The following is a 14020-nucleotide window of genomic DNA, read 5'->3' as shown; positions in this document are numbered from 1 at the left end:
TTTAGGTCTGCCCAGACCCATCCTTAACTAACTGACATTGGGAGTGAACAGTAACTTGTATATCACACATATATCTCCTAAAAGTCTTAAAATGTTTTTCCAATTTAAAATTTATGCTATAATGTTCACGTTACCATATACTTCGGAAGGAGGAATTAACCCATGATTGATAAAAAGCTGATCCCCGTCCCGGGTTTGAAAAAGGAGCCCTTCTCCGGCTGTCACAAAGGCATGAGATACTATTTTGAAGCCGCCGCTGATAAAGAGACCTTTCTTGTCACGGTCTATCCCGAGCCCTGGTCCTTTGACAAGACACCAGATGAAAATAAAGAGCATGCATCTTTCCCGATGTCAGATGAGGGAATGGATTCTGCAATCCAGTGGCTCCATGAGATGTATGAGAAGAAGAAAGACTTCTGGCAGGACTCTGTCAGCAACAGTATGCATATTGTATATAAAAAATAAGAAGCTGCTGCAAAATGTTAGTTCTGTACAGGCTTTTCCTGACCCTGACTCTGGTCCGGGCAGTATCCTGACAGTTCTTCACATTTTACGGCAGCCTCTTTTTATTCATTGAATTCCAATATTACACATTTCCCCATGAGGCTGGACTGAATATCCACTACGGTTCCCCGGGTTGTTTTCAGCCTTTCACGGTTCGGATAATTCCCGCTCATGGCAATCGCATGTTCTATCGTGTAGTAATAGGAACTGGGAAGTTTCCCTTCAATCACATTCACCTGATCTCCAATCTTCACTAACCCATCCCTGTCCATCGTAAATTCCATTCTTCTCATAAATCTCCACTCCTGCTGTTTTATCTCGTCATACATAATGCATTCTTCGCCGCAAATATGATAAAAGAATTATACCCCTTTCCCTGTCCGGATTCAATTATCTCTATTCCTCTTTTTCACCTTTTATAAATATCTTATATTAAATTAATAAATATTTCCATTTCTCGTCACAATGCATTCACAATTGGTTGTTATTCTATATACATGAAAAACAGAAGACGATGGCTGCACTTGCAGCGTGCATCTGCGGCCATTGGACTTCGCCTAAAACTTACAATTAACAATTTCAGATAGATTTTCCCTTTTCTCTGGGCTGCTGCATGTATGACATGTCAGCAGTCCTTTCCTTTTCCTGCCCCAGCCTATTTTATCTGAGATAAGTTCCCTGACTGTTTTTCACCCCCCCGCTTATTTAGTACTTTTTCACAATTTCTCTCTTCTTTTTTGGTCATACACTATAATTTTCACAACTAATTTTCAATTTAGGATTGCATTTTTCCGGCAAATAGTGTATGGTAATTATAGGTTCCAAACGAATTTTTAGATAAACTAAATAATTTTTAGGTCGTAAATTTATATATGCCCATAATTGGTTGGGCGTCTCTACCAGCTACCGTAATAGCTGTCTATAAATTTCCCGTATGGATCATGGTGCAGGGAAATATAGACGAGTCCGGTAGTTTTTTTGTATCCAGATATTTCCTATCATCTCATCCATTTAGAATCATCGTACCTGTTCTGCTTCAGGAACAGTTACATACGGCATCAGATACAACAGCAGCCAACAGCCAGAATTCAGGAAAAAGGAGGTGTGTAAAACATAAGTTTCTCTCGAGAAACTCACGCCTGCGTCAGGCGCAGGACGGCATCTGCCATAACAGGCATGCTTTGACTGCTTAGAATATCAACCTAGAAAAAATGATTAGCTCACAGGGAAGATTTCCCGGGGAGTGGAGGTAGGAGGGAATTATGAATTTAGACAAAATATTTCATCTAAAAGAAAATCACACAGACGTTAAAACAGAGATTCTGGCGGGTATTACGACATTTATGACAATGGCTTACATCCTGGCCGTCAACCCTAACATTCTGGCTGAATCGGGAATGGACCGGGGGGCTGTATTTACGGCAACCGCCCTGGCAGCCTTTATCGCGACCTGCCTGATGGCCATCCTGTCCAATTACCCATTTGTTCTGGCTCCCGGTATGGGACTGAATGCTTACTTTACATACACGGTAGTCATGGGTATGGGATATAAGTGGCAGATGGCACTGAGTGCAGTATTCATTGAAGGTATTATTTTTATCGTTCTGTCACTGACAAATGTCCGCGAAGCAATCTTTAATGCGATTCCTATGAATCTGAAGCACGCTGTTTCTGTAGGTATTGGATTATTTATCGCATTCATCGGACTTCAGAATGCCAAGATCGTTGTAGATTCCTCTACACTGGTTGGCGTATTCTCCTTTAAGAGTTCCATCGAGAACGGAACATTCAACACAGAAGGGATTACGGTGCTGCTGGCACTTGTCGGGCTTCTGATCACTGCCATCCTTCTTGTAAAGAAGGTAAAAGGCAATATCCTGTGGGGAATCCTGATCACCTGGCTGCTCGGCATCGTCTGTCAGCTCGTCGGAATATACAAACCGACACCAGAGGCCGGATGGTTCAGCCTGCTCCCTGATTTTTCAGCAGGTATTTCTGTCCCGAGTCTTGCGCCGACATTCATGCACATGGATTTCTCAAAGGTATTTACACTGGACTTCGTAATCATCATGTTTGCATTCCTGTTTGTAGATATGTTCGATACGCTTGGAACCCTCATTGGTGTTGCATCCAAGGCTGATATGCTTGACAAAGACGGGAAGCTCCCGAGGATCAAGGGCGCCCTTATGGCAGACGCTGTCGGAACATCTGTTGGTGCCGCACTCGGAACATCTACGACAACTACATTTGTGGAAAGTGCATCCGGAGTATCTGAAGGCGGACGTACAGGACTGACAAGTATCACTGCTGCACTGCTCTTTGGACTGTCCCTGTTCCTGTCACCGATCTTCCTTGCAATCCCGTCGTTCGCAACTGCACCGGCGCTGATTATCGTAGGATTCCTGATGCTGACATCCATCGTTAAGATTGACTTTGAAGATTACACAGAGACCATCCCGGCATTCATCTGTATCATTGCAATGCCGTTTATGTACAGCATTTCCGAAGGCATCTCATTCGGAGTTATCTCTTATGTAGTCATCAATCTTGTAACAGGAAAGGCAAAAGAGAAAAAGATTAGTTTACTTATGTATATACTGGCCATATTGTTCGTTTTGAAATATGTACTGATTTAAAAACGCAAAAAAGACGGGAAATGTTTTGGCTGACATTTCCCGTCTTTTTTTGTCCGTTTATCTGATATATCCGTTCTGATATGCCATTGCACGATTAAATGAATATAATTCCGCAAATGTGGCCTGACGGTATGGTTCTGCATAGAAGACACCGACAATCCCGCCTGTCATGACTGTGAGGATGCCCCAGCCGATGAAGGACAAATCCAGTACAAATGCCTCCCACTTCTGCCCCATCATCATCTTATTACTGATGAGGAAGGCTTCTTCTCTCGGCATTCCCGGATTCTCCGCAATGATGTATGGCACCATGAGATATTCATAGTGTTTTATGATACCCGGTACTATGAATAAGAGCGACCACAGGGCGGTAAACAAGTCTCTGAGGAACATAATCAGAACGATATTACCATAATTTCCCGACTTGAATCCGTAAGCAAGGGTTCCTGCCGTAACCGGTTCGGTCTGGTTCAGTACAAAGAAGCGGCAGCCTCCTGCAATCAGTACATTTCCGACAAATACATCAAATACAACCATCCCCGCTCCGAGAACCCCTGCCGTAGCTATGACTGTGGCATAGATCAGAGAAGATTCAGAGAAATAGCCTCCCCCGTAAAAGGAATGGCGTCCGCGAGCGCCATTGGAACCTGATGCATAAAATATTGTTGTTATGATTGACATGACCAGCGCTACGGCAACAGCTGACCAGTAATTTCTCCGGAACGCCTGTTTGGCCCTCATTTTTAGGCTCATTCGATTCCACATAATAATATCACCCTCCTGTATAATGAGCATTCTTAACTTAAGTCTTTTTCATTATACTCTGCGCGGAGATTAAAATCCACCAAAATATTCTTATTATATTTCGTAACTATATGATCCACTTCCAATTTCATGAATCGTTCCATCCGGCAATTCAACCGAAGCGGTTGTATTCACTGGAATTTCAAAGTTAAACACATATCCTTTTTCCGTTTTCTTCCACTTGGAAAGAATCATACCATATGGACTATCAAATTCTGCTTTTGCAAAAGTAAGTGTTCCACCAGGAATCGGTTTAATTTCAAAATGTTTGTATCCCGGTGTTTTAAGTAATGGCTGTACTCCACATGTCACTCCGAATAAGAAGTCACATACTGCTCCATAGCTATAATGATTGTATGAATTAATATGATTATCGAGTCCTGCCCATTCTTCCAGAATAGTAGTCGCTCCTAATGTTACTGCATGCAGCCAGCTTGGATTCTTTGTTTGTTCAAGAACCTGGTATGCTTCCTCTGTGTAGCCATTCTCCACTAACTGGTATAATAAGAATGGTGTTGACAAAAAGCCCGTGTTTAAACACATACCATTATCCTTTACTGCCTGAATTAATTTATCCGCAACTTTTTTCTTATTCTCTTCGTTACATAATCCAAATTGAAGAGCACGTACATAGGATGCTTGTTTGTTCTCTATAATCGTTCCATCTTCCTGTATATAGTATTTGTTATATACGCGTTTAATTTGTTTTGCTTTTTCCTCGTAATATGTCTTATCTTCTTCCTTTCCAAGTATCTCTGCCATCTGTGCAACCAATGTTGATGAATAGTACATGTATGCGGTTGCCACTATTGCATCATTGGGTTTTGTTGCAGAAGACATATCCTGATTGGCCGGATCTCCCGACTCCTCTGACAATGGTTCTAACCACTCGCCAAAGTGAAATTTTGTATCAAAAATATAATCTGCGTCTCTGACACCATCACAAAATGTATGATATTCAGGACGATCTAATCTTTCAGGATTTTCATCTTTTGCAGATGTCAGCATATAATCCACCCATTTTTTTGAACTTTCATACTGATTCTCTAATACCTGAACATCTCCATAGCACAGGTACATCATAAACGGCACGATTGTCGCTGCATCCCCCCATCCAGAAGAACCGTCAAACATCCCCGGCTTTCCGTCCGGCCCCGCAATACCCGGGATAATAAATCCACATTTATCTTCACGTATCAGTCTCTCAACCTCTTCAGCAAAATGCATGGACGTTGTAGCCGGAACAGAGTTTGCAACCATGCCATTACGATACTGTTCTGTTTTCACATCTTTTAGCCATTTCTCAAAGAATGCATACACGTCCATAAAGCGGGATGCTGTCTTCGCGTAGACCTGTGCGTCTCCTGTCCACGGACTTCGCTCACGGGTCGGACAATCTGTCGGAACATCAAGGAAATTACCTTTTTGACTCCAGCGGCTGTTTTTCACAAGTTGATTAATTAGATCGTTTGAACATATGAAATCACCTGTTTGTTCCATATCTGAATAAACTGCAATTGCCTCAAATTCTGGCTGGTTTTTTTCAAAATCAACCCCTTCCACTTTGACATAACGGAATCCTGAGATTGAAAACGACGATTTATAGCTTTCTTCGGCATCTCCTCTTGCAATATAATCAATCTGCTGATAATGCGTATTATCCTGAAGCGCGGTACACACATTTCCTAAATAGAAAGCACCATCTTTCAAACCTTCTGTATGTGTAATCGTAACTTTCTGACCACGTTTTAAATTCTTGAATTTCATGTCTACATAACCAACAAGATTCTGCCCAAAATCAAGAACGGTATCCCCTTGTGTATCTGTAAAAATAACTGGTTTAAAATGTTCTTTTTCTTTACTTGCCAGTCCTGTCTGAGAAATAAGAACACTTTTTTCTAAATGTTCCCCTTCTGCTTTTCTGACCTGCATCCATGAAGAATCATCGAATCCCGGTTTCTTCCAGTTTTCAGGCTCCATAGCTGCATCAAAGATCTCACCAAACTTCATATCACTCATTCGAAGGCCTAACTGTGCCCATTTAAATGATTCATCTGTTCCGATAATTTCTCTTGATCCGTCTTCATAATCAAGTATAATCTGACCTAAAAACTGCAATGTGTAGCCAAATGTATTGCGGTATAACCCGCCGCACATACCGCGCCACCACCCGTCGGCAACAGTAACTGCCCATGCATTGCGGCCCTCTGCCAGCAGGTTTGTAATGTCGTATATCTGATACTGCATGCGGTGATAATAACTTGTAAAACCAGGCTTGAATACTTCATCTGTTCCCAGTGCCCCATTAATCCAGAATTCATAGAGGCCATGAGCCGTCTGACAAATCTGGGCCTGACGTAATCCTTTTTTCACTGAAAATTCTTTTCTTAGATTTGAAGCAGGCTGCATTTTCTCAATATCTTCATCTGGCATAGATACATCAATCCAATCTGCCTGCCATTCATCCTCAGAAAGCATTGCCATTTTAAATTCTGCCATTTCACTTTCAGCCGAGTCACCTGCAGCCTCCACTTTCACTTTCCAGTATAATTTCTGCAGACTTTTCAACTCTTCCCCGGCATATCTGACATTTTGTGAAGCATCTGACCTTACTTCACAACTGTCCCAAATCACATGTTCAAAGCATTCATCAGCAGCTACCTGAATACGATATGTCTCCTGTTTCACATTTTGTTTGCTGCTTTTTAATTTCCATGAAAATCTTGGTTTCTGTGAATCAATCCCTGTAGGATTTATTCGATGTTCTACTCTTAAATCATATACTTCTAAACTCATTTATTACGTCTCCTCCTCGATCCAGCCAAATGGCAGGTTCTTTCTATAATTTTTCTATATGTCCTGTAAAAACAAACAAAATATAAGTCTTGTTATCCACATTAAAAAGGGTTATGATAAAATCGAAAACTAAAAAATAAATTTTTCCCGATTTGGAGTATCCCTTATCATGTACGAAAATTTTTATCAGCTTGATTCTTTGGAAATCGAATACAAAAAATTTTACGAAGCCAGCGGCAAACAGTATTTTATAAAGCCTATGACTTATAGCGAATTCGAGCAGCTTGATCCTCACATAAAAGAAACTTATAAAATAATGGTGCAGCATCACCGCCACGCGGGGAACAATCTGGACGATTCTACTGCGTACAATGTTTTTCATGCACCAGACGATCGTGTAGAGATTATTCGTCACAGTCGTTATAGTTTCCCGATTCTCCACAACCACGAATTTGTAGAGCTCATTTATGTATATAAAGGAGTATGTACTCATTTTATCGAAGATCAGGAACTTAAAATGGTGACAGGTGACCTTTGTATTCTGGCGCCAAATGCCATTCATGCGGTTTCAGCTACAGACGATGACACAATTGTTATTAATATACTAATGAGTCAGAAGTTGTTTGACCAATCTTTTATGCAGCTGATGAACCGTTTTCCAACACTTTTGCAGTTTTTCGAAAGTATTTTATACACGCATTCCGTGACACCGTATATCCTCTATCCTACCGGATCTGACCGGTGGATGCATGAACTGATGTATCAAATCTATCTGGAACGCAGTGATAAGGATTATTTATATAACGAATGTGTTGCCCTCATTGTCCGGCAGATTTTTATTCATATCCTTAGAAACTTTGAATTAATGGCCGTTGTTGCCGATCCATACAATGACAAGCCAAATGATTTGATTATTTCACTGATCGGATATATTACTGTTAATGCCAAAAATATTTCGCTTCAGACAACTGCTGATTTTTTTGGCTATAACAAATCTTATTTAAGCCGTCTGCTAAATAAATACACTGGAAAATCATTTGTGAACTTTGTAAATGAAATCACCATGAAACAAGCTGCTTCCCTTCTCTTAGAAAGCGAGATGAGTGTTACAGAAATAGCACAGGAATACGGTTGTTTTGATGCAAGCCACTTTAATCGCAAATTTACTAAAATTTTTCATATGTCACCGAATGAATATCGGAAGTTAAATCAGAAGAAAGAGGAGAAAACTTGATTATTCCATATATTTCTTCGTTTTCTCCTTTTTAATCTTCCAAAGCACAAGTCTCTATTATTCGGCTTCTTTTCCTGCGTGTTTTGCTGTAAGAATTTCCTGATTTCTCGCTGCTTTTTCTCTACTCATGGTGATAAAGAAATAGGGAATAGTTGCTAATAAAAGCAATAACGCTGGTACAAGATTAATTACAGCATTCATAGCCATTTTTGTTTCTGGTGACTGTACGGCATTTGCTACATATCCTACAGCACCTAAAAGAAGAACTCCTACGGTGCCTGCTAATGCATTTCCTACTTTAACAGAGAATGAAGTGACTGATAATACAACAGCGTCTGCCCGTTTTCCAGTACGTACTTCCATATCATCCACGATTTCTGCAATTAATCCATACGAGAATGTTCCAACAGCCCCTCCGCATCCGTGGAATACGGCTGTTCCAATGAGAATAAGCGGCAGGCTCATCATATTTCCTCCAAGGAATAAGACTCCGCCACCTACTGCGCCCAGAGCTAAGCAGGCCATCATCAATTTCTTCTTTTCAAATTTCTTTGCAAGGAATGGTGCTATAAAGTTCGGTACTGCCATCGCAGCCGTCATCACAACACCTGCTGTCGCAAGCCACATTGGTTTTTCAACTACATATAAGAAGAAATAGACCATAACTCCAATTCTGAAGAAGATACCACACATATAAAGAAGGTATCCGATTAAAAGTTTACGAATATTGCTGTCACTAAAAGCAAGCTTCAAACTATCAAGCATTGGAACTTTGGGAGCATCCACTTCCGGAACAATCACTTCCTTTGTACCGGCGAATGTAATCCAGTAACAAATCGTACCTAAAATAGCATAAATGACAACTGCGCTGAAATATCCTCTTGCACTTGATGCATCTCCATTACCAAAGAATAAAATCAGAGGCATAGTTGCCGCACTTGTAATTAAATTAGCAATTTGCGAAATCACACCTCTGAATGAAATCAGAACCATTCTTTCCTGATTATTTCGAGTAAGTACATTTGCAAGAGCCGTTCCTGCAACTCCTGTTGCCGTATAGCACATACCACAAAGGATATATGTCATTGCACTATAAAAGATCTGTGCCGGTCCTGTCCACCCGGGACAAGTAAAGGTTAATACTGTTAATAATCCAAGAATTGGAGCTCCAAATAACAAATATGGTCTGTATTTTCCCCACCTTGTACGGGTTTTCTCAGCAATCATCCCCATCATTGGATCATTGATGCCATCCCAGATACGGGCAACCAGCATGATAATACTGATTACCGCAGGTGTAAGACCTACAACATCTGTGTAAAATACGGTTAGGTAAGAGCTCACCATAGTAAACGAAAATCCTCCGCCTGCATCTACAAAACCGTAGCAAATTCGACGTCCTACTGAAAGTCTCCCGTCTTCTTGTTTTGAATTGTTACCCACAATCATTTCCTCCTTTTGTTAACCATTGCTGCTCCTTTTCAATAGCCGGAACAACATTTGTTGTTTCTGATATAGAGTATAATTGTATTTTTACGCAAGGACATGTATTTTTGAGATATGTTTATTGTACAAAATAAACTTTATACGGCTTCAAATAGTATAAATGGTTTTCAATCCATCAAAGTTTTATTATGTACTGTTGTGGTGAAACTCCATAACGTTTTTTAAATATTCGGCTAAAATAATAAGGGTCTGTATATCCACATTGAAAAGCAATCTCCTTAATTGGAATTCTGTCCTTAAATTGGCGAAAGAGGTCCCCGGCATGATCGAGGCGTCTTCTAGTAATAAATTCATTTGGAGTCAAGCCAGTTTCATCACGAAACATTTTTCGAAAATGATTCATGGTATATCCCGTCATTGTAATTACATTTCTCACATCATAATCAGCATTAGTATAATTTTTATTTATATCATTAATCACTTCAAATACTTCTGCGTTAATTTTACGCAGGCGGCTGCCGACAGCAACCAGTGCAGTAAACATAAGCTGATTGATTAATTCATTTATATTCTCATAAAATGGAAGAGTAATATCATGATTTTCAAGACCAAGATCGTAAAGCTTATGTATTAGTGCGGTATCTTTAGCCGGAAAAACATAAGGTGTTAGTATCGCCGACTCAAAATTTTTCAGCTCTATCAGGCCAAATAATAAGCTATTTTGTGGATCACAACTGAAAGCAGCTTCTACATTTATTGGAATTAATGCGAGATCATGCTGTGAGAGTTCAAATGTCTTATTTTCTATATGGTAAAAACCTTTCCCTTTTAAAAGCAGCAGATAACGGAAATAATCTACTGGCGAAAGAACTTCATTATCCGAAATAATTACTGCTGAAAAATCCATCTTCATACGTTAAATCCTCCATCTAATAAAGTGAATAACCATTAATATAATTATTTTATACTAAAAAATAATTTAATAATTGTACTATTCGAACTCATGTAATGAAAATTAAAGTATATAATTATCCATTTTTTATAATTACTTACTCCATTTCACAAATAGACAAATCACCTTATACTTATTGCATATTGATATAACTATTTATATCGTATTTATTAAAATCGAAAATAAGGAGGGTAAAATGAAAACAACCTTCAGAATCAGGCAGCCTTATTCAGACATATTTATGCAATGTGCGGATAAGTTTGCAAATCAAAGCCCTGTAAAACCGGAACGATTTATCCAAAAGATGAAGACGAATACTGGTATGGCTGGTAGTCTATTTGGTTTTACAGATGATGACGGACTGGAGCGTAAAAATCCAGTAATTGTAGCACTTGGTGATTCTGTCACAGCGGGACATTTTGAAAGTATCATGACCCAAGAAATTCAGCAACAGATGGAATCACTATTCACAAGACTTGAGTCTTGTGTGGACCTCGAAGAAATAAGAATGGAAATTGAGCACATGGGAGGATTGCCTGTAGTCGAAATCTATGATGCCAGAGAAAGCTATATTGAGAAATTCAGGCAAAAATTAATTGATCAATATGAACTTACGTCTGTCTCTATTATCAATGCCGGCATCGCTGGAGACAACATGCTGTCAATGATGAACCGATTAGACAGAGATGTGGTCCGCTATAGTCCAGATTTAGTTTTAATTAACGGTTCATTAAATTGGGATGATGATAAGTTTGGTAATGCCGAAGTTTATAAGACTTTATTACGCAAAATGGTACAAAAACTAAAGAGAAAAACAAACGCAGACATTATTCTGCTTACACCTAATGGTGATCTTCCTAATAAACTACTTTCAGATTCATCTGCGACAGTATGTAATCCGACGACAGAGCAGAGAGCTCAGAAAATACGGGAGACTGCGCAGGAAGAACAAGTATGCTTAGCTGATGTAAGAGCTGTTTGGAACGCTGCAAAGGGCGCCGGCTGCCCTTGGGAAGAACTTCTTGCCAATAGAATTAATCACCCATCTGTCGAGGGACATGAAGTATATGCAAAAGTACTAATGAAACTATTTGAAGACTAACGCACAACAGACACCACCTGTAAAACTAGCAATGAATGCAGTTATAAACATACTCCCTAGTGTACTGTTCCTATTAGCTATTATTCCATTTTTAATGATTAAAATGGATAACAAAAAGGCTGCTAAAAATACTAAAATTTTACTGGAACGTAATCAGGAAAAGATGTAGAAAAGAACCGTACAAATTTTGAAGAGTAACAATAATATTGCTCAGCTATATTTATTATAAATAATTTTAGGATGGTAAAAAATGGATAAAGAAAGACAAAAAGCAATTTCAGTCGTAAAGAAAATGCAGCCAGCTGTAATGGAACAACTTAAATCAGAAAAAGCTGATTGGACATATTATGGTAAACATATAACATTCTCTGTAAATGGACAAGAACGAACCATTTATCACTTCTCTTCCGGCAAAGAAGCAGCTCCGGTATATTTCGATATTCATGGCGGCGGATTTGCATGGGGAACAATAGAAGATGGTAATTTCTATTGTCATGAATTGGCCAAAACACTGAAGATGAATGTATATTCATTGGATTATCCACTCAGTCCGGATAATGTATATCCAAGCCAGTTAGATTATCTAATAGAAACCATTAACTATATGGTAACACATCCTGAAAAATTTGGGATTGATCCTCAAAAAATCTTCGTTGGCGGTAGAAGTGCCGGTGGCAATCTTGCAGCTGCACTGTGTTTAAGAACTATAAATCAGAAAAATTGGAGTTTTCGTGCGCAAGTGCTGGATCACCCGTGGCTGGATTTAAAAGAACTCATCCCAGATGAAGAACGTTTTATACCAGAAGGGATTAATATGATGGATAATCTACGATGCCTGGGAAGAGCTTACGCGAGCGCCAAACAGAGAGAAACTGCAGATTGTTCCCCCATCGCAGCAAATAAAGATATGATCACTCTTCTTCCACCAGCTGTAATACAAACTTGTGAAATGGACAGCTTACGTAATGACGGAGACATGTATGCCAAAATACTAAAAGAGGCAGGAGTACAAGTCATCCACCGAGTAGCCCCAAAGGTTGGTCACGGTTTTACAGAACATAACACCCCAAGTGCAGAAGAAGGTAGAAAATGGCTGATTAAATCACTAATTTCTTTTCTATGAAATTGACTTTGAATATGATTCATTACTAATTGAAAAAGCTGCCGCATCAACTGATAAGTATATCATGATTGAATACTCGTGAAGCGACAGCTTTCTTAGTAGAATACAGGTCAGTTAAATCCATAAACTTCCAGAATTTGTTATAATATACCTTAAGAGGAAATCCCCCTCATATACAGGTCCATCGACTCTGCCACTGTCTTGGAGTGGGCGACCGCCTCAACGACAGTACGTGCCCCGTTTACAACATCCCCGCTTGCAAAAATCTCCGGCCTTGAGGTCCGGCCTTTTTCATCGGCCAGCAGTAAACCGCGAGGGTTTGCTTCCAGGCCTTTAGTCGTGTTCACCAGCTGGTTCCGTGGTCCCTGGCTGATTGAGATGATGACACTGTCAGCGTGGTACAATCTTTCTGTACCGGGAATCTGTTCTACCGTACCGTCCTCATTTTCTCTCGCATCGGCAAAAATGACCCCTTCATCGGTGATTTCGAGCGGAATTTTCAGGTATATGAATTCGACGCCCTCTAATACCGCATAATCGAATTCATGCCGGCTTGCTGCCGCCGTGGATTCCCGTGAAAAACACTGAAGCTCCCTGACTCCTTTCCTCAGCGCTGTTCTGGCTACGTCCATCGCCGCATTTCCTGCCCCGATTACGATAACCTTCTCACCAAGGTGAAAACTGTCCGGATTGTTCAGGTAGTTGATGCCGTAGTGCACGTGGCCCAGCGTCTCGCCTTTGATATGCAGGGCATTCGGACGCCACACACCGGTACCGATGAAGATGGAACGGTAGCCGTCTCTTAAAAGGTCGTCAATCGTGATGGCACCTCCGATCGTTGTATTCGGCCTGACTTTAATTCCCTTCAGAAGCAGGTGCCGGTACTCAAAGTCATCCAGTATACTTTTCGGCAGGCGGAACTCCGGTATTCCGTAACGGAGCACCCCGCCGATTTTATCTTTGCTTTCGAATATGGTTACCTGATAGCCTTTTCTGGCAAGGAGTACGGCTATGGTAAGCCCTGCCGGGCCAGAGCCGATAATGGCTGTACGCATCCCGTTGGACGGTGCCGGGCCTTTTACCATTTTAGAACTGTACGTGCCGGAGATATAGTTTTCAATTGTAGAAAAATGTACCGGTGCACCTTTCCTTGCGAGTACGCAGTGTCCCTCGCATTGTTTCTCATGATTACAGATCAGACTGCATACCGTGGTCAGAGGGTTGTTCTCAAACAGCTTCCAGCCCGCTTCATCCAGATGGCCGTCCAGCATCAGCCGGATGACTTCCGGTATCGGAGTGCCGATGGGACATCCCTTCTGGCACTGCGGATTTTTGCAGTTCAGGCAGCGGTTCGCCTCATCAAGTACATGTGCCGCCATAGTATATTTCCTCCTTCACTTTTGATATCTCTACCATACTAAAT

Annotated in this window: 11 protein-coding genes and 1 riboswitch; of the genes, 5 read left to right on the top strand and 6 right to left on the bottom strand. The window is 40.5% G+C overall.

Annotation, left to right across the window (positions count from 1 at the left end):
* Nucleotides 1–162 precede the first annotated feature (162 nt).
* Complete coding sequence (locus DWX43_RS13480; protein WP_109729755.1) at nt 163–465, top strand: hypothetical protein; 303 nt, start codon at nt 163–165, stop codon at nt 463–465.
* 101 nt (nt 466–566) lie between these two features.
* Here DWX43_RS13480 and DWX43_RS13475 read toward each other — a convergent pair whose 3' ends face one another.
* A complete protein-coding gene (locus DWX43_RS13475) occupies nt 567–797 on the bottom strand; it encodes a hypothetical protein (RefSeq protein ID WP_182440692.1) in 231 nt (76 codons plus the stop codon).
* A 553-nt stretch (nt 798–1350) separates the two neighbouring features.
* Nucleotides 1351–1446, top strand: a riboswitch (purine riboswitch).
* 320 nt (nt 1447–1766) lie between these two features.
* Between DWX43_RS13475 and DWX43_RS13470 the strand changes: the two genes are divergently transcribed.
* Complete coding sequence (locus DWX43_RS13470; RefSeq protein WP_118620635.1) at nt 1767–3140, top strand: NCS2 family permease; 1374 nt, start codon at nt 1767–1769, stop codon at nt 3138–3140.
* Nucleotides 3141–3197: 57 nt separating this feature from the next.
* Here DWX43_RS13470 and DWX43_RS13465 read toward each other — a convergent pair whose 3' ends face one another.
* Both DWX43_RS13465 and DWX43_RS13460 read right to left on the bottom strand, forming a co-directional pair.
* Entirely contained in the window at nt 3198–3905 is a 708-nt protein-coding gene (locus tag DWX43_RS13465) for a DUF975 family protein (protein WP_118620634.1), read from the bottom strand.
* Nucleotides 3906–3998: 93 nt separating this feature from the next.
* Entirely contained in the window at nt 3999–6740 is a 2742-nt protein-coding gene (locus DWX43_RS13460) for a family 78 glycoside hydrolase catalytic domain (protein ID WP_118620633.1), read from the bottom strand.
* Between the two features lie 169 nt (nt 6741–6909).
* On the opposite strand from DWX43_RS13460, the gene DWX43_RS13455 reads away from it, so the two are divergent.
* Nucleotides 6910–7974, top strand: coding sequence for an AraC family transcriptional regulator (locus DWX43_RS13455; RefSeq protein WP_118620632.1), 1065 nt, complete (start codon nt 6910–6912; stop codon nt 7972–7974).
* 57 nt (nt 7975–8031) lie between these two features.
* On the opposite strand, the gene DWX43_RS13450 is transcribed toward DWX43_RS13455, so the two are convergent.
* Nucleotides 8032–9417: a glycoside-pentoside-hexuronide (GPH):cation symporter gene (locus DWX43_RS13450; protein WP_182440691.1), complete on the bottom strand. Its 1386-nt coding sequence runs from the start codon at nt 9415–9417 to the stop codon at nt 8032–8034.
* A 178-nt stretch (nt 9418–9595) separates the two neighbouring features.
* Entirely contained in the window at nt 9596–10333 is a 738-nt protein-coding gene (locus DWX43_RS13445) for an AraC family transcriptional regulator (RefSeq protein ID WP_118620630.1), read from the bottom strand.
* A 235-nt stretch (nt 10334–10568) separates the two neighbouring features.
* On the opposite strand from DWX43_RS13445, the gene DWX43_RS13440 reads away from it, so the two are divergent.
* Both DWX43_RS13440 and DWX43_RS13430 read left to right on the top strand, forming a co-directional pair.
* Complete coding sequence (locus DWX43_RS13440; RefSeq protein WP_118620629.1) at nt 10569–11474, top strand: SGNH/GDSL hydrolase family protein; 906 nt, start codon at nt 10569–10571, stop codon at nt 11472–11474.
* A gap of 250 nt (nt 11475–11724) precedes the next feature.
* The gene (locus tag DWX43_RS13430) at nt 11725–12597 is read left to right on the top strand and encodes an alpha/beta hydrolase (protein WP_118620627.1); all 873 of its coding nucleotides are present in this window, start codon (nt 11725–11727) and stop codon (nt 12595–12597) included.
* A 152-nt stretch (nt 12598–12749) separates the two neighbouring features.
* Here the strand turns inward: DWX43_RS13430 and DWX43_RS13425 are convergent, their stop codons facing one another.
* A complete protein-coding gene (locus DWX43_RS13425) occupies nt 12750–13976 on the bottom strand; it encodes an NAD(P)-dependent oxidoreductase (RefSeq protein ID WP_118620626.1) in 1227 nt (408 codons plus the stop codon).
* Nucleotides 13977–14020: the final 44 nt, after the last annotated feature.

The sequence above is a fragment of the Clostridium sp. AF19-22AC genome (genome assembly GCF_003479085.1).
Classification (GTDB): domain Bacteria; phylum Bacillota; class Clostridia; order Lachnospirales; family Lachnospiraceae; genus Faecalicatena_A; species Faecalicatena_A orotica.
The sequence above is the reverse complement of the archived record's forward strand: the minus strand, read 5'-3'. Positions and strand labels throughout refer to the sequence as shown.